At 70.3% G+C, this 21091-nt stretch carries 18 protein-coding genes and 2 tRNA genes; 13 read left to right on the forward strand and 7 right to left on the reverse strand.

The annotated features are described in order from the left end of the window. Positions 1-9: 9 nt before the first annotated feature. Positions 10-1173, reverse strand: coding sequence for a TOMM precursor leader peptide-binding protein (locus tag ACIRF8_RS22975; RefSeq protein ID WP_404217307.1), 1164 nt, complete (start codon positions 1171-1173; stop codon positions 10-12). Positions 1174-1363: 190 nt separating this feature from the next. Here ACIRF8_RS22975 and ACIRF8_RS22980 point away from each other — a divergent pair, with 190 nt between their 5' ends. From ACIRF8_RS22980 to ACIRF8_RS22995, 4 genes are all read left to right on the forward strand, one after another. Continuing rightward, positions 1364-1960: a M48 family metallopeptidase gene (locus ACIRF8_RS22980; protein ID WP_404217308.1), complete on the forward strand. Its 597-nt coding sequence runs from the start codon at positions 1364-1366 to the stop codon at positions 1958-1960. Between the two features lie 112 nt (positions 1961-2072). Beyond that, positions 2073-3704 (forward strand): TerD family protein, encoded by a 1632-nt coding sequence (locus ACIRF8_RS22985; RefSeq protein ID WP_404217309.1) that lies wholly within the window; start codon positions 2073-2075, stop codon positions 3702-3704. Between the two features lie 11 nt (positions 3705-3715). Further along, positions 3716-4396 (forward strand): AIM24 family protein, encoded by a 681-nt coding sequence (locus ACIRF8_RS22990; protein WP_404217310.1) that lies wholly within the window; start codon positions 3716-3718, stop codon positions 4394-4396. A 17-nt stretch (positions 4397-4413) separates the two neighbouring features. After that, positions 4414-5169 carry an AIM24 family protein gene (locus ACIRF8_RS22995; RefSeq protein WP_404217311.1) on the forward strand — a complete coding sequence of 252 codons (756 nt, stop codon included), beginning with the start codon at positions 4414-4416 and terminating at the stop codon, positions 5167-5169. A gap of 76 nt (positions 5170-5245) precedes the next feature. On the opposite strand, the gene ACIRF8_RS23000 is transcribed toward ACIRF8_RS22995, so the two are convergent. Further along, positions 5246-5770, reverse strand: a complete 525-nt coding sequence (locus tag ACIRF8_RS23000; protein WP_404217312.1) for an NUDIX hydrolase — start codon at positions 5768-5770, stop codon at positions 5246-5248. Next, complete coding sequence (locus tag ACIRF8_RS23005) at positions 5767-7263, reverse strand: zinc-dependent metalloprotease (protein ID WP_404217313.1); 1497 nt, start codon at positions 7261-7263, stop codon at positions 5767-5769. The genes ACIRF8_RS23000 and ACIRF8_RS23005 overlap by 4 nt, the downstream gene beginning before the upstream one ends. Positions 7264-7454: 191 nt before the next feature. Between ACIRF8_RS23005 and ACIRF8_RS23010 the strand changes: the two genes are divergently transcribed. From ACIRF8_RS23010 to ACIRF8_RS23025, 4 genes are all read left to right on the forward strand, one after another. Beyond that, entirely contained in the window at positions 7455-8567 is a 1113-nt protein-coding gene (locus ACIRF8_RS23010; protein ID WP_404217314.1) for an SDR family oxidoreductase, read from the forward strand. A 103-nt stretch (positions 8568-8670) separates the two neighbouring features. Beyond that, a complete protein-coding gene (locus tag ACIRF8_RS23015) occupies positions 8671-9135 on the forward strand; it encodes a molybdenum cofactor biosynthesis protein MoaE (protein WP_404217315.1) in 465 nt (154 codons plus the stop codon). Between the two features lie 103 nt (positions 9136-9238). After that, a complete protein-coding gene (locus tag ACIRF8_RS23020) occupies positions 9239-9403 on the forward strand; it encodes a hypothetical protein (RefSeq protein ID WP_404217316.1) in 165 nt (54 codons plus the stop codon). 97 nt (positions 9404-9500) lie between these two features. Further along, on the forward strand, positions 9501-10589 hold the full coding sequence (locus tag ACIRF8_RS23025) for a PDZ domain-containing protein (protein WP_404217317.1): 1089 nt from the start codon (positions 9501-9503) through the stop codon (positions 10587-10589). A gap of 84 nt (positions 10590-10673) precedes the next feature. Here ACIRF8_RS23025 and ACIRF8_RS23030 read toward each other — a convergent pair whose 3' ends face one another. After that, positions 10674-11222, reverse strand: coding sequence for a PPA1309 family protein (locus ACIRF8_RS23030; protein ID WP_404217318.1), 549 nt, complete (start codon positions 11220-11222; stop codon positions 10674-10676). 133 nt (positions 11223-11355) lie between these two features. Here ACIRF8_RS23030 and ACIRF8_RS23035 point away from each other — a divergent pair, with 133 nt between their 5' ends. From ACIRF8_RS23035 to ACIRF8_RS23050, 4 genes are all read left to right on the forward strand, one after another. Beyond that, positions 11356-14259 (forward strand): UPF0182 family protein, encoded by a 2904-nt coding sequence (locus tag ACIRF8_RS23035; RefSeq protein ID WP_404217531.1) that lies wholly within the window; start codon positions 11356-11358, stop codon positions 14257-14259. A 44-nt stretch (positions 14260-14303) separates the two neighbouring features. Continuing rightward, positions 14304-14377 (forward strand) — tRNA-Met (locus ACIRF8_RS23040). 239 nt (positions 14378-14616) lie between these two features. After that, entirely contained in the window at positions 14617-16434 is a 1818-nt protein-coding gene (locus ACIRF8_RS23045) for a tetratricopeptide repeat protein (protein WP_404217319.1), read from the forward strand. A 95-nt stretch (positions 16435-16529) separates the two neighbouring features. After that, a tRNA-Met gene (locus ACIRF8_RS23050) sits at positions 16530-16603 on the forward strand. 142 nt (positions 16604-16745) lie between these two features. On the opposite strand, the gene ACIRF8_RS23055 is transcribed toward ACIRF8_RS23050, so the two are convergent. Further along, the gene (locus ACIRF8_RS23055) at positions 16746-17159 is read right to left on the reverse strand and encodes a Fur family transcriptional regulator (RefSeq protein ID WP_404217320.1); all 414 of its coding nucleotides are present in this window, start codon (positions 17157-17159) and stop codon (positions 16746-16748) included. 137 nt (positions 17160-17296) lie between these two features. Here ACIRF8_RS23055 and katG point away from each other — a divergent pair, with 137 nt between their 5' ends. Next, complete coding sequence (gene katG, locus ACIRF8_RS23060) at positions 17297-19513, forward strand: catalase/peroxidase HPI (RefSeq protein ID WP_404217321.1); 2217 nt, start codon at positions 17297-17299, stop codon at positions 19511-19513. A 53-nt stretch (positions 19514-19566) separates the two neighbouring features. On the opposite strand, the gene ACIRF8_RS23065 is transcribed toward katG, so the two are convergent. Both ACIRF8_RS23065 and hisN read right to left on the reverse strand, forming a co-directional pair. Further along, positions 19567-19974, reverse strand: a complete 408-nt coding sequence (locus tag ACIRF8_RS23065) for a cyclic nucleotide-binding/CBS domain-containing protein (RefSeq protein ID WP_404217322.1) — start codon at positions 19972-19974, stop codon at positions 19567-19569. Between the two features lie 168 nt (positions 19975-20142). Beyond that, complete coding sequence (gene hisN, locus ACIRF8_RS23070; protein ID WP_404217323.1) at positions 20143-20940, reverse strand: histidinol-phosphatase; 798 nt, start codon at positions 20938-20940, stop codon at positions 20143-20145. Positions 20941-21091: the final 151 nt, after the last annotated feature.

Genomic DNA, 21091 nt, shown 5'->3' on the forward strand with positions numbered 1-21091 from the left:
AGCGATTGCTTACCCCGCCATTGTGTCGTGCGGCTCGTGCTCCACGGGGGTCTCCTGCCCGTTACCTCCCTCACCCGCACCGCACGGGCACTGCGGATGCGGCCATACCGGGCGGGCGTGCCAGTCGAGGCCCGGGGCGGCCGTCTCCCAGCGCGCACCGGTGGTGGACGGCAGCTCCCCGTCCAGGAAGGTCAGTCCATGGGCCGCGGCGAGACCTGCCACGGCGGTGGCAAGACCCAGGTCACAGGGTTGCGTCTGGCGGGCGGCGTGCCCCGATCCCCATTGGGCGAGCAGCCGCGGCCACGTCGGATCGCGTTCCGCGCGCCCCAGCAGCAGGCAATGCGCGCAACCGGTGCCACCGGGCAGGACCAGGGGGCCCACGATTCCGGTGGCCTCGGTCACACCGGCGTAGAGATGGGGGATGCCGGCGGCGATCAGGTCCTCGGCGGCGGCCGGGTCGGGGGAGTGGATCGCCAGCCCGTCGCGGGGGGTGATGATCACGAGGGAGAGGGCGGGGTCTTCCTGGTCCCCGTCGACCGGACGGGTCTGCGTCCTGCGACGGTCGGGGCGCGGGGGCCGACTCGGTGCGGCGGCGCGCACCACCTGGCGCGCCGACACGTCGCGGCGCTCGCCGACCGCCTCCGGCGGGTGCCCGCCCGGGGCCACGTCCCACGGCTCGACGCAGCCGCCGTCGCGGACGTCGACATGGCCGACGCCCGCGGCGGCGAGGACCGAGGCCACGACCGCGCCGACCCGCCCGGCGCCCCTGACCTGCACCCGCATGCTGTGCCGGGCCGCCAGTCGCCGCATCGCCTCGGCCGGCTCCGCCGTGGTCACCGTCAGCGCGGCGTGGTCGGGGCGGAGCCGGTCCATCGCCCGCGTCTGTGTGCGCAGTGCCTCGGCGGCCGGACCACCGCCCGTGGCGTCGTCGAGGAGCCCCGCGCCGGTCAGCCGCTCCAGAAGCGCGTCCACATGTCCGTCGGGCAGGCCCATCCGCTGGGCCTCCTCGCGCAGCAACGGCACCCCGCGCGTCCCGTCGAGCAGGGTGAGGAAGCTGCCCGTGGCCGTGTCGACCGGGCCGAGCACCACGGCGTGCGCCGGTGTCAGGCCGAACTGCACCGTGTTCAGATCGTGCCAGCCGCGCCGCAGCGCCGGCTTCAGGATCGGATGCATGACTGTCCCCCGTGTTGTGCTGATCGCGTCGATCGAGAGGGCCAGCCTGCCCGCTCGGCCGAAAGCGTGCCGAAGGTTGTCCACAGGCAGTGGGTGATAGTCGTACAAGTCAAGTCGGCGGGGGCGTGGGAGCACACCGAACAGTCCTGGAGGCGGGACTTCCGCCCTGCCCACCCGGTAACGTCGGGGCGTGCCCGCCGACCCTCCGCACCGTGCCACGACTACACAGCGCAGCACGACCAGCCCGCCGCCAGGCGGTCCGGGGGTGAGCGCGGTCGAAATCCGCAGGAGTGCCCGGCGCCGCAGGACGGTCTCCGCGTACCGCGAGGGCGACCGCACCGTGGTGCTCATCCCGGCCCGGATGTCGGAGGCGGAGGAACAGCGCTGGGTGAGCGTGATGCTCGACAAGCTCGCGGCGCAGGAGAGCAAGCGGGTCCTCGGCGACGCGGAGCTGGCCGAGCGCGCCGGGCGGCTCTCGGAGCAGTACCTCGGCGGCAAGGCCCGGCCCGCATCGGTGCGCTGGGTCACCAATCAGAACACCCGGTGGGGTTCCTGCACCCCCGCGGAAGGCAGCATCCGTCTTTCGCACCGGTTGCAGGGCATGCCCGAGTACGTCGTCGACTACGTGCTCGTCCACGAGCTGGCGCATCTGCTGGTTCCCGGCCACGGACCTCGTTTCTGGCAGCTTCTGGAGGCGTACCCCCGCACCGAGCGGGCGCGCGGTTACCTCGAAGGGGTGGTCGCGGCGGACCGCCTGCCGCATCTGCCGCCCGCGCGCGGTGAGTGAAGGCCCACTGGTCCGGTTCTGTACCAGGGCTGTACCGGCCTCTTCCGGCCCCGGTGTTTGCCGTTAGCCTGAGCGACGCAATCACCATCGGGATGGGGGACGGTCGTTACGCATGGCCAGGGAATTCCAACGCGGCCACAAGGCCAAGATCAGCGACCTCACCGCGGGCACCGATCTGTACGTCGGCGTGCAGATCACCGGCCCCGGACTGACCTTCGACATCAGTTGCTTCGGCCTCGACGCCGAGGAGCGGTTGTCCGACGACCGGTACTTCGTCTTCTTCAACCAGCCCAAGACGCCCGAGGAGTCCGTCCAACTGCTCGGCGCGCAGGCCGGTGACTCGGAGTCCTTCCGCGTCACGCTCGACAAGATCCCCGCGAACATCCACAAGCTGTCGTTCACCGCGACGCTCGACGGTCCGGGCCAGATGTCGCAGGTGGCACCCGGGTACATCCGCATCGTCGCCGGAGGTGAGGAGGTCGCCCGGTACTCCTTCCACGGTGGCGAGTTCTCCACCGAGCGCGCCGTGATGCTGGGCGACTTCTACCTCAAGGACGTGTGGCGTTTCGCGGCCGTGGGCCAGGGCTTCGACGGGGGTCTGGACGCGCTGCTGAGGAACTTCGGCGGAGAGGTCGCCGAGGAGGAGCCCGCCGCGCAGCCGCAGCCCGCCGAGGCCCCCGGCTTCGCGCCGCCCGCCCAGGCGACCGCGCCGCCCGCCTTCGGCGCCCCCGCGGCACCGGCTCCCGCGCCCGCTGCGCAGCCCTTCGCGCCGCCGCAGAGCCCGGCGCCTCCGCCGGCGACCTCCCCGGCCGTGCCGCCCGTGCACGCTGCGCCGACCATGGTCGCGCCGCTGACCACGCCGCCGGGCGCGGTGCCTCCGCCACCGCCGCCCGCTCCCTACGATCGGCAACCGCCCCAGCAGCCCCAGTACGGGCAGGTACCGGGTCAGGGCGGTGCGAGCCTGCCGCCCGGTTACGGCCAGCAGCCCCCGGCACCGACCCCGCCGCCCGGCTACGGTCAGCCGCCCGCCGCTCCCTCCCCGTACGGTGCTCCTCAAGGCGCCCCGCAGCAGGCCGGAGCGCCGGGTGTGGCAGCCGCCCTGGAGAAGTACCGCGAGGCCCCCACCGGGCAGCGCTGGACGCTCCAGAACAAGAAGCTCATCCGTGTGGACCTCGGAGCCGGCGGCGACCAGCCCGTGCTCGCCCGGCAGGGCAGCATGGTGCTCTACCAGGGCAAGGTCGAGTTCGGCTACAAGGGCGCCGGGTTCGCCGGGCGCATCGTGGGCAACGCCACCGGCCAGGAGATGCAGCTCATGCGCTGCACCGGCCGCGGTCAGGTCTTCCTCGCCGAGGAGGCCACCTACCTGCACCCCATAGAGCTCCAGGGCGACGCGATCTGCGTCTCCGCCGAGAACGTCCTCGCCTTCGACGAGAGCCTTCAGTACGAAGTGCGCAGGATCGAGGGGCACGGCATCCCCGGAGGCGCCCTGTTCATCATGCAGTTCCAGGGCACCGGGACCGTCGTCGTCAAGACGCACGGAACGCCCGTCGTGCTGCCGGTGACGCCGACGACGTTCGCCGACTGCAACGCGGTCGTGGCCTGGTCCGCCGCCGCGCAGGCGATCGTCTCCAGCCAGGTCCGGATGCGCCGCAACGCCTATCCCGGCCACAGCGGGGAGAGCGTCAACCTCCAGTTCCGGGGCGCACCCGGCAACTTCATCGTCGTCCAGCCGTACGAGGTCTGAGGGAGCCCGTCATGAACCAGCCGCTCGCGGGCTTCGCCCCGACCCCGGTAGCCGCCCGCATGGAGAACCACGGCAGCAACATGCTGAAGGTCGCCATGCAGACCGGAAACGACCTCTTCGCGCGCGTGGGCTCGATGGTCGCCTACGAAGGCTTCGTCCAGTACGAGCCCAACCCGCCCGCCGTACGCCAGATCGCGCGTGACTGGATCACCGGTGAGGGCGCGCCCCTCATGAAGTGCTCCGGTGACGGTCTGCTCTACCTCGCCGACTACGGAGCCGACATCGTCGTCATCGACCTCGGCGGCGAGTCGATCTCCGTCAACGGCACCAACCTGCTCGCCTTCGACGCGCACCTCCAGTGGGGCGTCGAGCGCGTGAAGGGCCTCGCCAAGTTCGCCGGGCAGGGCCTGTGGAACATCAAGGTCAGCGGTCAGGGGCACGTCGCCCTGACCTCGCGCGGCACCCCCATCGTCGTCGACTGCGGGCGTGGCGAGGACGAGACCTACGTCGACCCCGACGCGCTCATCGCCTGGTCACCGAATCTGAAGGTGAAGGGCAAGCGCAGCTTCAAGGCCGCCTCGCTCATCGGGCGCGGCAGCGGTGAGGCCTACCAGATGGGCTTCTCCGGGGAGGGCATCGTCGTCGTACAGCCCAGTGAAGACAGCACCGACCGTCTCCGAGCCCGGGGCTGAGGGGGAGCGAACACATCATGCAGAGCCCGCTTTTCGCATGCACCGAGCAGCAGTCCCAGGAGCGCTACACGCTGCAGAACCCGCAGTTGCTGCGGGTCGCCCTGGAAGGCCACGACGACATCCTCGCCCGTAAGGGCTCGATGGTCGCCTACCAGGGACTGATGGAGTTCGACGGCGAGATCCAGACGACCGGACAGCGCCGCTCCCGCGCGCACACGGGCGAGGGCCTCGACCTCATGCGCTGCCACGGCCAGGGCACCGTCTACCTCGCGAACCTCGCCCAGTACATCCATGTGGTGGACGTGGAGCAGGACGGGCTGACCGTCGACAGCAGCTACGTGCTGGCGATGGACTCGTCGCTGCACCACGAGGTCATCGCCGTGGACAGCCAGTTCGGCATCTCCGGCTCCGGCAAGTACCAGCTCAACATCACCGGACGCGGCAAGGTCGCGCTGATGACCTCGGGCCAGCCGCTGATGCTGCCCGTCACGCCCGACCGTTACGTCAACGCCGACGCGGACGCCGTCGTCGCCTGGTCGACCGGGCTTCGGGTGCAGATGCAGGCACAGACGCACTCCTCGGGCATCTGGCGGCGCCGCGGCAACACCGGCGAGGGCTGGGAACTCAGCTTCATGGGGCAGGGCTACGCGCTCGTCCAGCCCAGCGAACTGCTGCCGCCGCAGAACTCGGTGAGCGGACAGGGGATCGCGGCCCAGTACGGCATGGGGCAGCAAGGGGCCCGCGGCCAGAACCAGGGCAACGTCTGGAGCTGATGCCTGCGTCCAGGCAGGCTGTAAGGGGCGGGTGCCAATGGGGCCCGCCCCTTACACATGCACAGGTGCGTACGTCCTACAGACGGGCGCGGGCCGCTTCCACGAGGCGGACCACCGACGCGTCGGCCACGTCCGCGACCTCGTCGTAGCGGAACCACCGCAGGTCCAGGGACTCGTCGCTGATCGCCTCCGTGGCGTCCGCCGGGGCGAGTGCCACGTACTGCGTGTCCAGGTGCTCGGTGCACGGACCCGGGATGGCGTGCCGGTCGAGACGGACCGGGCCACCCGCGCGGAGGGTGAGCCCCGGGATGCCGGACTCCTCGGTCGCCTCGCGCAGCGCCGCCGCCGCCAGCGTCGGATCACCGGGCTCGCAATGACCACCCATCTGGAGCCACATCCGCAGCTTCTTGTGCAGCGTGAGCAGGACCCGGCCCCGCTCGGCGTCGACCACCAGCGCGCTCGCCGTCAGATGACCCTCGGTGCAGGACTTCCACATCGCCGCTTCACCGTGAGCGGCGAGATGGTCCAGGTAGCCCTGGCGCAGCTCCGGCTGGTCCTCGTAGCCCTTGAGCACGAGGACCGCATCGTCGTACAGGGTCACTTGTCGTTGTCGCCCTTGTTGTCGTCCGTGGTGTCGGCGCTGCCGGTGTCGCCCGTACGGTCCGCGCCGTCCGGGTCGTCCTTGGAGAGCGTCGGCTTGGCGGAGGGCCCGTCGGCTGCCTCGCCGAGCATCTTGTCCAGCTCCGAGAAGTCGAGCTGCTCACGGTGGACGAAACCGTCCGGGTCGTCCAGGTCCGAGGCGGTCGGCAGCATGTCCGGGTGGGCCCACAGCCCGTCACGGCCGTCCACCCCGCGCGCATCCGTGAGCGATGCCCACAGGCGCGAGGCGTCGCGCAGGCGACGCGGACGCAGCTCCAACCCGATCAGCGTCGCGAACGTCTGCTCCGCGGGGCCACCGGAGGCCCGGCGGCGGCGCAGCGTCTCACGCAGCGCGTCGGCGGACGACAGACGCGGCTTCGCGGCGGCGTGGACCACCGCGTCGACCCAGCCCTCCACGAGCGCGAGAGCCGTCTCCAGGCGCGCCAGGGCGGCCTTCTGCTCCGGGGTGTCCTCCGGCTGGAACATGCCCTGCTGGAGCGCTTCCTGCAACTGCTCCGGGTTCTGCGGGTCGAACTGGCCGACCACGTCCTCCAGCTTCGTGGTGTCGACCTTGATGCCGCGTGCGTACCCGTCGACCGCGCCGAACAAGTGCGAGCGCAGCCACGGCACGTGCTGGAAGAGCCGCTGGTGGGCGGCCTCGCGCAGCGCCAGGTAGAGGCGGACCTCCTCCTTCGGGATGCCGAGGTCCTTGCCGAACGCCTCGATGTTCAGCGGCAGCAGCGCCGCCTTGCCGGCCGGGGCCAGCGGCAGACCGATGTCCGTGGAGCCGACGACCTCGCCCGCGAGCACGCCGAGGGCCTGCCCGATCTGGGAACCGAACATGGCGCCGCCCATGGAGCGCATCATGCCGATGAGCGGGCCCGCCATGGCCTGCATCTCCTCGGGCAGCACATCGCCCATGGCCAGGCCGACCCGCTCGGCGACCGGGTCGACGAGCTCCTTCCACGCGGGAAGGGTCGCCTCGACCCACTCGGCGCGGCTCCACGCCACCGTGGAACCGGCGCCCGACGGCAGCGACGTCGCGTCGTCCAGCCACAGGTCGGCCAGGCGCACGGCCTCCTGGACGGCGGTCCGGTCGGCGGGACCGACGCTCGCGTCCTTCACGCCGTCCTGCGTGCCCTGGGAGACCGTCTGGCGCGCGATGTCCTTGGCCATGTCCCAGTTCACCGGGCCGCCCTCGTAGGAGAGCATCTGGCCGAGCTGCTGGAAGGCCGCCCCCAGATCGTTCGGATCCATCGAGCCGAACATCGCCGCGAACGGGTTGTCCCCGCCCGCACCGCCCGGGCCGCCCGCCCCCGGCAGGCCCGGGAACCCGAATCCGAGGGGGTTGGCCGGTCCCTGACCGCCACCACCCTGCTGGTCCTTCTTCTTGCCCTCGTCGCCGTCGTCCGGCTCCTCAGGCGGAAGGCCGAAACCAAATGGGGTGTCACTCACGGGATTCCTCGGCTGGTAAGGCCACCGGTTTCTGTCCCGGCGGCGACTGCCCGACTACACACCCAGCGTAGACACCGTGACGCGATCGGGCCTCGGTGCTTCGCCGACTCATGGCCTGCGGCAGGATGGATGCCTCCTGGTACGTACGCGTCATACACGCACGTACTGAAGACAACCGCTGGAGACGCCCGGTGAGTTCCCCAGATCCGCAGGTTCGCGCAGCGCGAAACCCCTCAACCAGTCCGGCCGTGCGCGGACCCGTCGTCGCGGTCACCGGTGCCGCCTCCGGCACCGGCGCCCTGCTCACCGAGCGGCTCGCCGCGTCGGACGCGATCAAGCAGGTGCTCGCCATCGACGAGCGGCGCGGCGAGTGCGCCGCCGCCACCTGGCACATCCTGGACGTGCGTGACCCGGCCATCGCCGAGAAGCTGCGCGGCGCCGACGTCGTCGTCCACCTGGCGCTCGACCTCGACCTGGAGTCCGACGCCGCGGCCCGTACCGCGTACAACGTACGGGGTACCCAGACGGTGCTGACCGCCGCGGCCGCCGCCGGGGTCCACCGCGTCGTCCTGTGCACCTCGGCGATGGTCTACGGCGCGCTCGAGGACAACGAGCTGCCCCTCTCCGAGGACGCGGAGCTGCGCGCCACGGCGGAGGCCACGGGCGTCGGCGACCTCCTGGAGATCGAGCGGCTCGCCCGGCGGGCCCCCCGCGCGCACCCCGGACTCAACGTCACCGTGGTGCGCCCCGCGATCCTCGTCGGCGGCACGGACACGGCCCTGACGCGCTACTTCGAGTCACCGCGCCTCCTGGTGGTGGCCGGTTCACGGCCCGCCTGGCAGTTCTGCCACGTGGAGGACCTGTGCAGCGCTCTGGAGTACGCCGTCCTGGAGAAGGTCGACGGAGAGCTCGCGGTCGGCTGTGACGGCTGGCTGGAGCAGGAGGAGGTCGAGGAGCTCAGCGGGATCCGGCGCATGGAACTGCCGTCGACCGTCGCGCTCGGCGCGGCGGCGCGGCTGCACCGGATCGGCCTGACGCCCTCCCCGGCCGGGGACCTCGCCTACACGATGTACCCGTGGGTCGTCAGCGGGAGCCGGCTGCACGACGCCGGATGGCGCCCCCGGTGGACGAACGAGGAGGTCCTCTCCGAACTGCTCGAAGAGGTCGCCGGACGCCGCACGGTCGCCGGCCGCCGACTGGGGCGCAAGGACGCGACGGCGGCCGGAGCCGCGGGCGCGACGGTGGCATTGCTGGGTACGGCGGCGGTCGTCCGGCGGGTGCGCAAGGCCCGACGGCGCATCTGATCCCACGAAACCGCGTGCCTGTAGGAGGCTCCAAGTCTCCACACGCGCGTGCCGGTCGAAAACGCTATTCACGGTTGTCGGCGGCGTACGGCACGATGAGGACATGGCACCCACCCAGCACGACCACCCCGGTGAGCAGGCGGCCCAGGACCCCATCAAGCTGCTGGCCGTCCGTGAGACGCCCCTCTCCGTCGACGAGGTCTTCAAGGCCGTCGGGGACGACGCGGCGGGCGGCACCGCGCTCTTCGTGGGGACGGTGCGCAATCACGACGGCGGAAGCGATGTGGAGCGACTGGGCTACTCGTGTCATCCGACCGCCGAGGCGGAGATGCGCCGCGTCGCGGAGAAGGTCGTCGCCGAGTACCCCGTGCGTGCCCTCGCCGCCGTCCACCGGATCGGTGATCTGACCGTGGGCGATCTGGCCGTCGTGGTCGCCGTGTCGTGCCCGCACCGGGGTGAGGCCTTCGACGCGTGCCGGAAGCTCATCGACGACCTGAAGCACGAAGTGCCCATCTGGAAGCATCAGACGTTCTCCGACGGCACCGAGGAGTGGGTGGGGGCCTGCTGACCCTCCGGTTGCGTAACCGCACCCCTGCGGCGAGCGTTGACTGTGCGGATGGTTAATCTGCTGATCAGTCAGTTGTGATGGCACACGGGGTCGGGAGGTCGGCATGGCAGCGCTCCTGTGGCTGCTGATTCCGGTGATCGCCGCGGTGGGGGCGGCGCTGTGGGGCTCCTGGGCCGGCCGCCACCGCCACAAGGCGGGCGACGTGAACGAACTCAGCGGATACGAACGCTTCCGCGAGGCCATGGAGAAGTCCAACTCCGGGGCCTGAGCGCGGCCTGGGCAGGGCCGGCGGGACCTGACACGGCGTCGGTTCGACGGACCGGCCCCACAGGTGCTCCGACAGGCACGTCCCGTACTGTCGTTCCATGCCACGCCGCACCGCGACGATGCTCGCCTCGACCCTCATGTTGATCGCGCTGCTCTGTGCCGGAGTGCTCATCAAGGTGCCCTACGCGGAGATGTCTCCGGGTCCGACGGTGAACACGCTCGGGGACCACGAGGGCGAACCCGTCATCCAGATCTCCGGTCACCGGACGTACGAGACGACCGGGCACCTCAACATGACGACGGTCCGCGTCACCAGTGCCGACTTCAACATGAACCTGGTGTCCGCCGTCTATGGGTGGCTCGCTCACGACAGCATCGTGGTGCCGCACGACACGCTCTACCCGGACGGCCAGACGGAGGAGCAGTCCTCGCAGGAGAACGCCGAGGAGTTCAGCCAGTCCCAGGAGAGCGCCAAGGTCGCCGCCCTGGACGAGCTGGGCATCCCCGTGAAGTCCTGGGTGATCGTCTCCACCGTCGTCAAGGACAGCCCCGCCGAGGGCAAGCTGCACGCCGGTGACGTCGTCAAGGCCGTCGACGGCACCGAGGTCACCAAGCCCGCCGACGTCGCGAAGCTCGTCACCCGGCACAAGCCGGGCGAGAACGTCGTCTTCACCGTCGTTCCCGTCAAGGAGGCCGCCGCCGCCGAGAAGGCGGGCAAGGAGGCCACCCGCACGGAGAAGGTGACGATCAAGACGGGCAAGGCCGAGGACGACCGCGCCATCGTCGGCATCCAGGCGGGGACCGACCACACCTTTCCGTTCCAGATCGACATCAAGCTCGCCGACGTGGGCGGCCCCAGCGCGGGCCTGATGTTCTCCCTCGGTATCGTCGACAAGCTCACGCCCACCGACCTGACCGGCGGCAAGTTCGTGGCCGGCACCGGCACCATCGACGAGGACGGCAAGGTCGGCCCCATCGGCGGCATCGGCATGAAGATCGTCGGCGCACGGGAGAAGGGCGCGCAGTACTTCCTGACGCCGAAGGACAACTGCGCGACCGCGGCCAAGGACACCCCGGACGGGCTCACGCTCGTCAAGGTGAACACCATCGGCGACGCCATGGACGCTCTGAAGGACATCCGCAGCGGCGACACCGCCGACCTGCCCGCGTGCACGACCAAAGGCTGAGCCGAGGCCGGGAATCCGCGACTGTCTACGAAGAGGAGCGCGCCGGAGACTCCCGGCGCGTCCCTCCCCGTGACGAGGGAAATCTCACTCGGCGAACGTCGCCGACAGGGCCTCCGCCAGACCGGGCACGAGCTGCGAGCCGGTGAGGACCTCGGTCGGCGAGTCCTTCTCCCGCAGCCGCAGGGCCGAGTCGCGGGAGCCGTCGCGCAGCACCGCGACCGTCATCCGGACCTCCTGGCGGTCCGGGTGCTCGGCGACCCACGCCGCGAGCTTCTTCTCGCTCAGCCCCTCCGGGACGGTGGCCTCCGCGGACGGCGGCAGCATCAGGCGCTCCACCGTCAGGGCGCAGCCCACGACGGCGTCGGGCCAGGCGATGGTGGCGAGGAACTCGTCCAGCGCCTTGTCGGCCGGGATCTCGTCCTGCTCGATCGGGGTGAGACCGGTGGTCTCCTGCTCGCCCTCCAGGCCGAGCTGGGAGGCGAGAGCGGGTTCCTGGGCGCGCAGCGCGGCGGTGTCGACCAGGGCGAAGAGGCGGGCGGGCTGGTCCCAGCCGAGGCCGGAGGCGTACTCGTCGATCTCGAGTACGGCCCGGGTGAGGGGGCTCGCTGCCATGGGTGTGTTGGACATGGTCACAATCCTGCCTCGTTCCTCCCCCGAAGCGGGAACTGAGTAAAGCGTGAGTAAGTTGCATAGGTGATGGGTCCCCGGTCTCGGGGGCCCGGCCGATCGATTACTCAACTTCGAGGTGCGCACCTTGGCTTTCCAGATGCCGGACCGCGGCGGAGGCCCGACGGGGCCGCGGATCAGAGTGGGCCGCCCGTCCAGGCGTGCCCGGACGCTGCTGCTGACGCTGGGCGTCCTGGCCGTGCTCGGCATGGCCTTCGTCATGTTCGCCGGATTCTGGACGGACTGGCTCTGGTACCGATCGGTCAATTACTCGTCCGTCTTCACGACGACGCTGTGGACGAAGATCGGGCTCTTCTTCGTCTTCGGTCTGCTCATGGCGCTCGTCGTCGGCGTGAACATCTGGCTGGCGCACCGCTTGCGCCCGCCGCTCAGCGCCATGTCGATGGAGCAGCAGAGCCTCGACCGCTACCGCATGGGCATCGCGCCCTTCAAGAAATGGCTGCTGCTCGGTGTCACCGCCCTGGTGGGGCTCATCGCGGGTGCCTCGGCCGCCGGTCAGTGGCGTACGTGGCTGATGTTCGTGAACGGGGTGCCGTTCCACCAGAAGGACCCGCAGTTCCACATGGACGTGGCCTTCTACGCGTTCGACCTGCCCTGGTACCGCTTCCTGCTCGGCTTCGGGTTCGCGGCCACCGTCATCGGCCTGGTCGCCGCCGCGCTGACGCACTACCTGTACGGCGGGCTGCGCGTCACCAGCCCGGGCGCGCGCGCCACCGCCGCGGCGACCGGGCACCTGTCCGTCCTGCTGGGCGTGTTCGTCACCCTGAAGGCGGTCGCGTACTGGCTGGACCGGTACGGGCTGACCGTGAAGTCGAGTGACTTCAAGGCGACCGACAACTGGACGGGCCTCAGGTACGTCGACGCGAACGCGTACCTGCCCGCGAAGACGATCCTGTTCTGCATCGCTGTCATCTGCGCGGTGCTGTTCTTCGCGACACTGTGGCGCCGTACCTGGCAGCTCCCGGTCATCGGCTTCGGCCTGATGGTGCTCTCGGCGATCCTGATCGGTGGCCTGTACCCGGCCATCGTCCAGAAGTTCCAGGTGCAGCCGAACGAGCAGTCCAAGGAAGCCCCGTACATCGAGAAGAACATCGAGGCGACCCGCAAGGCGTACGGCATCGACAAGGCGAACCCGGTCGACTACAGCGGCAAGAGCTCGGACGACACCAAGAAGCAGCGCACGGACTCCGACTCCGCGGCGAGCTACCGCCTGAACGACCCGAACATCGTGTCGCCCACCTTCCAGCAGCTCGAACAGCAGCGGAAGTACTACCAGTTCCCGACGACCCTGGACGTGGACCGCTACAACGGCGTGGACACGGTCGTCGGCCTGCGTGAGCTGAACCTGGGCAAGCTGGACAAGCGCAACTGGATCAACGACCACTTCGTGTACACGCACGGCTTCGGTGCCGTGACCGCGAAGGGCACGTCGACGGCCCAGGGCGCCCCCCAGTTCACCCAGTCGGGCCTGCCGACCACGGGCGACCTGGGCGACTACAACCAGCGGGTCTACTACGGCGAGAAGACGACGCAGTACTCGATCGTCGGCGGGCCGCAGAAGGAGCTGGACTACGAGCAGGACGACGGCACGCAGAAGACCACGAGCTACAAGGGCGACAGCGGCGTCAACCTCTCGAACCCGATCAACCGCGCCGCGTACGCGGTGGCCTTCAGCGAGCCGCAGATCCTCTACTCGGGCGCCATCGGCGAGGGGTCGCGGATCCTGTACAACCGCACGCCCAAGGAGCGCGTCGAGGCCGTCGCGCCCTGGCTGACCATCGACGGCGACGCCTATCCGACCGTCGTCGACGGCAAGATCAAGTGGATCGTCGACGCGTACACGACGTCGAACGGCTATCCGTACGCGTCCCGTACGACGCTGGGCGACACGACGGCCGACTCCCTCAACGAGGGCGACAACCAGCGCGCGGTGGTGACCCAGCAGAACCAGGTCAACTACATCCGCAACTCGGTGAAGGCGACGGTCGACGCGTACACGGGCGAGGTCAAGCTCTATACGTGGGACAACGCCGACCCGGTCCTGAAGACCTGGAAGAAGGCGTTCCCCGGCACGGTCGAGCCGAAGAGCGCCATCCCGGCGGACCTCAAGGAGCACCTGCGCTACCCGCAGGACATGTTCAAGGTCCAGCGCGAGCTGCTGAGCCTGTACCACGTCACGAACTCGGACCAGTTCTACAACGCGTCCGACGCCTGGCAGGTCCCCAACGACCCGACGAAGAAGGACAACAGCGCGGTTCCGCCGTACTACCTGTCCATGAAGATGCCGGGCCAGACCAGTCAGCAGTTCTCACTGACGACGACGTTCACGCCCAGCGGCCGGCCCAATCTACGGGCCTTCATGGCCGTCGACGCCGACGCGACGAGCAAGGACTACGGGACCATAAGGCTCCTGAGAGTCACCGAGGACAAGGTCTACGGACCTGAGCAGGTGCAGAACAAGCTCAACTCCTCGAACCCGGTGGCGAACTGGGTACGTGACATGAAGGGCGCCGACTCGACGGTCCTGTACGGCAATCTGCTGACGGTGCCGCTCGACAAGGGCTTCCTGTACGTGGAGCCGATCTACGCCCAGGGGCGCAACGCCGAGTACCCGCTGATGCGCAAGGTCGCGGTCTCCTACGGCGACCGGACGGGCTTCGCCGACTCCTTGTCGGAGGCGCTCAACCAGGCCTTCGAAGTGGATGGGGCGCAACCGGCGGAGCCGGAGAAGCCCGGTGGGGACACGACGAAGCCACCGGCGAACTCCACCGTCAAGGAGGCGCTGGCCGACGCCGAGAAGGCCTTCGAGGACGGTCAGAAGGCCCTCAAGGAGAACGACTGGGCCGCGTACGGCGAGGCCCAGGACAAGCTCCAGGACGCCCTCCAGCGCGCCGACAAGGCCCAGACGCAGGCCGACAAGGACGCCAAGGCCGACCAGAAGAGCGACGGCAAGGGCGCCGACAAGAAGGGGGCCGGCGACTGAGTCCGGGGCTCCCCCCGCGCCGTGGTACGGTTTGAACACAACGGCGCGGGGTGGAGCAGCTCGGTAGCTCGCTGGGCTCATAACCCAGAGGTCGCAGGTTCAAATCCTGTCCCCGCTACTCATGATCGAAGGCTCGGAAGCAGCAGCTTCCGGGCCTTCGGTGCGTCGAGGCCCCGGGTGTCACGGGCCGCTGGCATGTGCGAACTGTGTATCAAGACAGTACGAACGCCGCGCCGCACGGGGTGAGTTCGGATAATTGTGTTTCACTTGTCGCCCTGTGGGCATGTCGACAAAACGCTGAAGTGACCTCACTGGCTGCGGTATACGAGGTGTACCCAGGTTGCAGGTGGTGCGACGATGGACGTTATGGGGGACAAGGCAACTCTGTTGGAGACAGGGCGGTTTGTGCAGCCTTCTGACCGGGACGAATCCGGCGAGGCAGCAGAAGAAGCACGCCGACGGCTGGCCGCGGAGGCCGGCGACGTCGAGGCGATGAGCGTCCTCGGCGCCATCCTGCTGCGCCGCGGTGATCTCGACGGAGCCGAGCCCCTGCTGCGCGGCGCCACCGGCGCGGGCGACCGGGCCGCCGCCAACAACCTGGGTGTCCTGCTGCACCAGCGCGGTTACGCCGACGAGGCCGCCGGCTGGTGGCGGATCGCCGCCGTCGCCGGTTCGGCCCCCGCGGCGCACGCGCTCGGCCGCCACTTCCGCGAGCGCGGCGACGAGCCCGCCGCCGAGTACTGGCTGCGCCAGTCCGCCGAGCAGGGCCACACCCTCGGCGCGTACGCCCTCGCCGATCTCCTGGAGCACCGCAGCGACGTCGGCGCCGAGCGCTGGATGCGGGTCGCCGCTCAGCGCGGGCACCGCGAGGCGGCGTACCGCCTCGCCCGCGCCCTGGACCGGGAGGCCGCGCGCCTCGGCCCCGAGGACGTACTGGTCACGGACGAGAACAGGAAGCCGGCCGCCGAGGCCGAGCAGTGGTACCGGCAGGCCGCCGCCCGCGGACACCGCCGCGCCGCGCTCCATCTCGGCTCCATCCTGGAGAAGCGCGGCGACCTCAAGGAGGCCGGCCGCTGGTACCTGACGTCCGCCAAGGACGGTGAGCCGCGCGCCGCGTGCGCCCTCGCCTTCCTGCTGCGCGACGCCGGGGACGAGGAGAGCGCGGCCGTGTGGTGGCTGCGCGCCGCGCAGGACGGCGACGGCAACGCGGCGAACGCGCTGGGCGCGCTGCACGCCCAGCGCGGCGAGACGCAGACCGCCGAGCGCTGGTACCGCGCCGCCATGGACGCGGGCGACAACAACGGTGCGTACAACCTCGGCCTGCTCTGCGCCGAGCAGAAGCGGACCGCGCAGGCCGAGAGCTGGTACCGCCGCGCCGCCTACGCGGGTCACCGCGAGGCGGCCAACGCGCTGGCCGTGCTGCTCCTCCAGAACGGCGACGCGGTCGGCGCCGAGCCCTGGTTCTCCAAGGCGGCCGAGGCGGGCAGCGTCGACGCCGCCTTCAACCTCGGCATCCTGTACGCGGGCCGCGACGAGCCGGAGGCCGACCAGAAGGCCCTGCGCTGGTATGAGCGGGCCGCCGCCGGAGGGCACACGGAAGCCGCCTTGCAGGCCGGTATCGCGCGCCTGCGCCAGGGTGACGAGCCGAGCGCCGAGCGGCATCTGCGGTGCGCCGCGGGCGGGGGCAGCCCCGAGGCCGCGTACCGGCTCGCCTCGCTGCTCGACGTGCGCCGCCCGCCCGAGACCCGGCACGAGCTGGGCGAGCCCGTCACGGTGAAGAGCGAGTGCGAGGAGTGGTACGAGCGGGCCGCCGAGCACGGGCACCGGCGCGCGCAGGTCCGCGTCGGCATGCTGGCCGCCGTGCGCGGCGACGTGGTCGAGGCGGCGCGCTGGTACCGGGAGGCCGCCGAGGCGGGCTCGCGCAACGGAGCCTTCAACCTCGGGCTGCTGCTCGCCCGCGAGGGGAGCGAACCGGAGGCGGCCCTGTGGTGGAAGCGCGCCGCTGACGCCGGGCACGGCCGGGCCGCGCTCCGCCTCGCCCTGTTGTGCGCGCGGCGCGGCGATCTGGTGGAGGGCCAGAAGTGGGCGAGCCGGGCCGTCGAGCTCGGCCCCGCCGAGGTGGCCGAGCGGGCGGGCCGGCTGCGGGACGCCCTGCGCCAGGAACTGTCGGCCTGAGCGGGCGGCCCAGGCTCTGGGCTGCCCCCGCCCCGGACCGCCCCCGGCGGGGATTTGCGCTGGTGGGAGGCGTCCCGTAAGGTTGTGTTCAACGGCGCGGGGTGGAGCAGCTCGGTAGCTCGCTGGGCTCATAACCCAGAGGTCGCAGGTTCAAATCCTGTCCCCGCTACTGAAGACCTGAGGCCCGGAACCATTGGTTCCGGGCCTCAGGCATATGTACGGACGGTTGTAGCTCTACAGCGTCGTCCACGCAGAAGAGGCCCGCACCAGCAGGTGCGGGCCTCTTGCGCGTAACACAGTTCGGGCGCGAGTCACCCGGCGCAGTTCGGGCAGAGGCCGCGGTACGTGACCTCCACGTCGGAGATCGTGAAGCCGAAGCGCTCCGAGTCGGGGAGGCTCGTCAGCGGGTTGCCCGTGGGATGGACGTCGCGGATCTGGCCGCACTGGCCGCAGACCAGGTGCTGGTGCGGGCGGTGCGCGTTCGGGTCGTAGCGCTTCGCCCGCTTGTCCGTGGCCACCTCGATGACCTCGCCAAGCGACACCATCTCGCCCAGCGTGTTGTAGACCGTGGCCCGCGAGATCTCCGGGAGCTTCGCGACCGCTCGTGCGTGCACTTCGTCGGCCGTCAGATGGACATGGTCCCCTTCGAGAACCTCTGCCACGACGCGCCGCTGCGCGGTCATGCGCCAGCCGCGTCCGCGCAGTCGGTCAAGGAGGTCACTCATGGAATCCAGCCTAACAGTTGGGGGACCGCATCCCGAATGGATGTGACTTTGGAGCTTTGCTTGACTTAGACATTGTCCATTGTAGGATCAAGCATTGGCTAGGGCCAAGCGACAGGACAGACTCCGGAAGGGTTCGCATGACCGAGAACCATGAAGCAATCGTCACGGACGCGAAGACGGAGGAGACGGGCGGCTGCCCGGTCGCGCACGGCCGCGCCAAGCATCCGACCCAGGGCGGTGGCAACACCCAGTGGTGGCCGGAGCGGCTCAATCTGAAGATCCTCGCCAAGAACCCGGCGGTCGCGAACCCGCTCGGTGAGGACTTCGACTACGCGAAGGCGTTCAACGCCCTCGACCTGCCCGCCGTGAAGCGGGACATCGCCGAGGTGCTCACCACCTCGCAGGACTGGTGGCCCGCCGACTTCGGCAACTACGGCCCGCTCATGATCCGCATGGCCTGGCACAGCGCCGGCACGTACCGCATCAGCGACGGCCGCGGTGGCGCCGGTGCCGGTCAGCAGCGTTTCGCGCCGCTGAACAGTTGGCCGGACAACGGCAACCTGGACAAGGCCCGCCGCCTGCTGTGGCCGGTCAAGCAGAAGTACGGCCAGTCCATCTCCTGGGCCGACCTGCTGATCCTCACCGGCAACGTCGCGCTGGAGACGATGGGCTTCAAGACCTTCGGCTTCGCCGGTGGCCGCCCCGACGTGTGGGAGTCCGAGGAGGACGTCTACTGGGGCCCCGAGACGACCTGGCTCGGCGACGAGCGCTACACCGGCGACCGCGAGCTGGAGAGCCCGCTCGGCGCCGTGCAGATGGGTCTCATCTACGTGAACCCCGAGGGCCCCAACGGGAACCCGGACCCGATCGCCGCGGCCCGCGACATCCGTGAGACGTTCCGCCGGATGGCGATGAACGACGAGGAGACCGTCGCCCTCATCGCCGGTGGCCACACCTTCGGCAAGACCCATGGCGCCGGTCCTGCGGACAACGTCGGGCCCGACCCCGAGGCCGCCCCCATCGAGCAGCAGGGCCTCGGCTGGGCCAGCACCTACGGCAGCGGCAAGGGCGGCGACGCCATCACCAGCGGCCTCGAGGTGACCTGGACCAGCACGCCCACCGCGTGGGACAACGAGTTCTTCGACAACCTCTTCGGCTTCGAGTGGGAGCTGACCCAGAGCCCCGCCGGTGCCAACCAGTGGGTCGCGAAGAACGCCGAGGCGACGGTTCCCCTCGCGCACGACGCGTCGAAGAAGCAGCTCCCGACGATGCTCACGACCGACCTCGCGCTGCGCTTCGACCCGATCTACGAGCCCATCTCGCGCCGCTTCCACGAGAACCCGCAGGAGTTCGCGGACGCCTTCGCCCGCGCCTGGTACAAGCTGACGCACCGTGACATGGGCCCGGTCGTCCGCTACCTCGGCCCCGAGGTGCCGTCCGAGACGCTGCTGTGGCAGGACCCGCTGCCGGAGCGCACGGGCGAGATCATCGACGCCGCGGACATCGCCGCCCTCAAGGAGCAGGTCCTCGGCTCGGACCTCACGGTCGCCCAGCTCGTCTCGGCCGCCTGGGCCTCCGCCTCCTCCTTCCGCGGCAGCGACAAGCGCGGCGGTGCCAACGGCGCCCGCATCCGCCTGGAGCCGCAGCGCAACTGGGAGGTCAACAACCCGGAGGAGCTGGCGCAGGTGCTGCGCACGCTCGAAGGCATCCAGGAGTCCTTCAACGCCAAGGGCGGCCGTCAGGTCTCGCTGGCCGACCTGATCGTGCTCGCGGGCTCCGCGGCCGTCGAGAAGGCGGCCAAGGACGGCGGCTTCGACGTCGAGGTGCCGTTCACGCCGGGCCGGGTGGACGCCGCGCAGGAGCAGACGGACGTCGAGTCGTTCGCCGCGCTCGAGCCGACCGCCGACGGGTTCCGCAACTACGCGGGCAAGGGCAACCGCCTGCCGGCCGAGTACCTGCTGCTCGACAAGGCGAACCTGCTGACGCTGAGCGCCCCCGAGATGACCGTCCTCGTCGGCGGCCTGCGCGTCCTGGGCGCCAACACCGGTCAGTCCAAGCACGGCGTCCTCACCGACCGTCCGGGCACGCTGACCAACGACTACTACGTCAACCTGCTCGACATGGGCACGACGTGGAAGTCGACGTCCTCCGCGCAGGACGAGTTCGAGGGCCGCGACGCGAGCGGCGCGGTCAAGTGGACCGGCACCCGCGCCGACCTGGTCTTCGGCTCCAACTCCGAGCTGCGCGCGGTGGCTGAGGTCTACGCGAGCGACGACGCCAAGGAGAAGTTCGTGAAGGACTTTGTCGCGGCGTGGAGCAAGGTCATGGACCTGGACCGGTTCGACCTGGTCTGACCCGCACAGGCTAGGTAGGAGGGCCGGCTCCCCAGGGGAGCCGGCCCTCTCGTCTAGGCCGTCAGCGTCGGTGCGGGCGTGTGCCGCCTCGCCGGGGTCCAGCAGCGGGTGATGTCGCGGACCGAGACGATGCCGACCGGCTCCCGGCCGTCGAGCACGATGAGATGGCGGAAGTTGCCGTGGGTCATCGCGTCCGCCGCGTCCTCCAGGGTCCACGACGGGGCGGCGAAGACGACGTCGGTGGTGGTGTGGGTACCGGCCCTCTCGTGGTCCGGGTCCTGGTTCAGTGCGAGGGAGTTGAGGATGTCGCGCTCGGTCAGGATGCCGATGCCGCAGCCGTCGGGGTCGAGGACGACAGCCGCTCCGACGCGCCGCGCCGACATCAACCGGGCCGACTGGCGCAGGGTGTGGGTGGGGCCGATGGTGAGGACCATCGTGCTCATGGCGTCACGGACGAGCATGGATGGAGCCACCTTCCTGTGGGGCCACCTGTGGAACCGGTCCCGGGTACGAGAAACGATTCACAAGTTCACAAGTGGGGGGACTCTCAGAGTTACAGGTAAAGGGAGCACCAACAAGGGGGCGCGGGAAGCGAGTTCGAGGGCGCTCGTAGGTCCTACGAGCGCCGCTCAGCGCGCGTCGAGGTAGCCGAGCAGATCGTCGTGGAGCAGTCCGTTCGACGCCGCCGCGTTGCCGCTGTGCGGGCCGGGGCGTCCGTCCAGGCCGGTGAAGGAGCCGCCCGCCTCGGTGACCACGATCGCGGGCGCCGCCATGTCCCACAGCGACAGCTCCGGCTCCGCGCACAGGTCGATCGAGCCCTCGGCCACCATCATGTAGGGCCAGAAGTCGCCGTAGCCGCGGGTGCGCCACACCGCCCGGGTCAGATCCAGGAACCCCTCGAAGCGGCCCTGCTCCTCCCAGCCCGTCAGCGAGGAGTACGCGAAGGAGGCGTCGGCCAGGCGGCTCACCTTGGACACGTGCAGCCGGGACGCCGAGGTGAGGCTGCGGCCCGTGTACGCGCCCGCGCCCTTCGCCGCCCACCAGCGCCGGCCGAGCGCGGGCGCCGAGACCACGCCGACGACCGGCTGGTAGCCGCCCTCGCCCGCCTCCATCAGGGAGATGAGCGTCGCCCAGACGGGGACCCCGCGGACGTAGTTCTTGGTGCCGTCGATCGGGTCGATGACCCAGCGGCGCGGGCCCGTGCCCTCGACGCCGTACTCCTCGCCGAGGATCGCGTCACGCGGCCGCGCCCGCTGGAGGTGACCACGGATCAGCTCCTCGGCGGACTTGTCGGCCTCGCTCACCGGCGTCATGTCCGGCTTGGTCTCCACCTTCAGGTCGAGTGCCTTGAACCGGTCCATCGTCGCGGCGTCGGCGGCGTCCGCGAGGACGTGGGCGAGACGCAGATCATCGTGGTAGTCGGGCATGACTGCACAGTATCGACCGTGGTCCGCCCGGGGCCACACGGCCTCCGCGCGACGCCGCGCGCGAACTCTCGGCAGGGCTGCCGACGGGGCTCTTGGCAGGACTATTGACAGGGCGGACAAGCCCGTCAACTCTGGCGAAACAAGCCGTACG

This window comes from Streptomyces sp. NPDC102406 (assembly GCF_044765725.1).
Classification (GTDB): Bacteria; Actinomycetota; Actinomycetes; order Streptomycetales; family Streptomycetaceae; genus Streptomyces.

Coding starts and splice junctions, on each gene's coding strand:
- katG (WP_404217321.1), top strand. CDS start 17,297: ATGACCGAGAACCATGAAGCAATCGTCACGGACGCGAAGACGGAGGAG.
- ACIRF8_RS22975 (WP_404217307.1), bottom strand. CDS start 1,173: ATGCATCCGATCCTGAAGCCGGCGCTGCGGCGCGGCTGGCACGATCTG.
- ACIRF8_RS22985 (WP_404217309.1), top strand. CDS start 2,073: ATGGCCAGGGAATTCCAACGCGGCCACAAGGCCAAGATCAGCGACCTC.
- ACIRF8_RS23015 (WP_404217315.1), top strand. CDS start 8,671: ATGGCACCCACCCAGCACGACCACCCCGGTGAGCAGGCGGCCCAGGAC.
- ACIRF8_RS22995 (WP_404217311.1), top strand. CDS start 4,414: ATGCAGAGCCCGCTTTTCGCATGCACCGAGCAGCAGTCCCAGGAGCGC.
- ACIRF8_RS23045 (WP_404217319.1), top strand. CDS start 14,617: ATGGACGTTATGGGGGACAAGGCAACTCTGTTGGAGACAGGGCGGTTT.
- hisN (WP_404217323.1), bottom strand. CDS start 20,940: ATGCCCGACTACCACGATGATCTGCGTCTCGCCCACGTCCTCGCGGAC.
- ACIRF8_RS23025 (WP_404217317.1), top strand. CDS start 9,501: ATGCCACGCCGCACCGCGACGATGCTCGCCTCGACCCTCATGTTGATC.
- ACIRF8_RS23065 (WP_404217322.1), bottom strand. CDS start 19,974: ATGCTCGTCCGTGACGCCATGAGCACGATGGTCCTCACCATCGGCCCC.
- ACIRF8_RS23035 (WP_404217531.1), top strand. CDS start 11,356: ATGCCGGACCGCGGCGGAGGCCCGACGGGGCCGCGGATCAGAGTGGGC.
- ACIRF8_RS23055 (WP_404217320.1), bottom strand. CDS start 17,159: ATGAGTGACCTCCTTGACCGACTGCGCGGACGCGGCTGGCGCATGACC.
- ACIRF8_RS23020 (WP_404217316.1), top strand. CDS start 9,239: ATGGCAGCGCTCCTGTGGCTGCTGATTCCGGTGATCGCCGCGGTGGGG.
- ACIRF8_RS22990 (WP_404217310.1), top strand. CDS start 3,716: ATGAACCAGCCGCTCGCGGGCTTCGCCCCGACCCCGGTAGCCGCCCGC.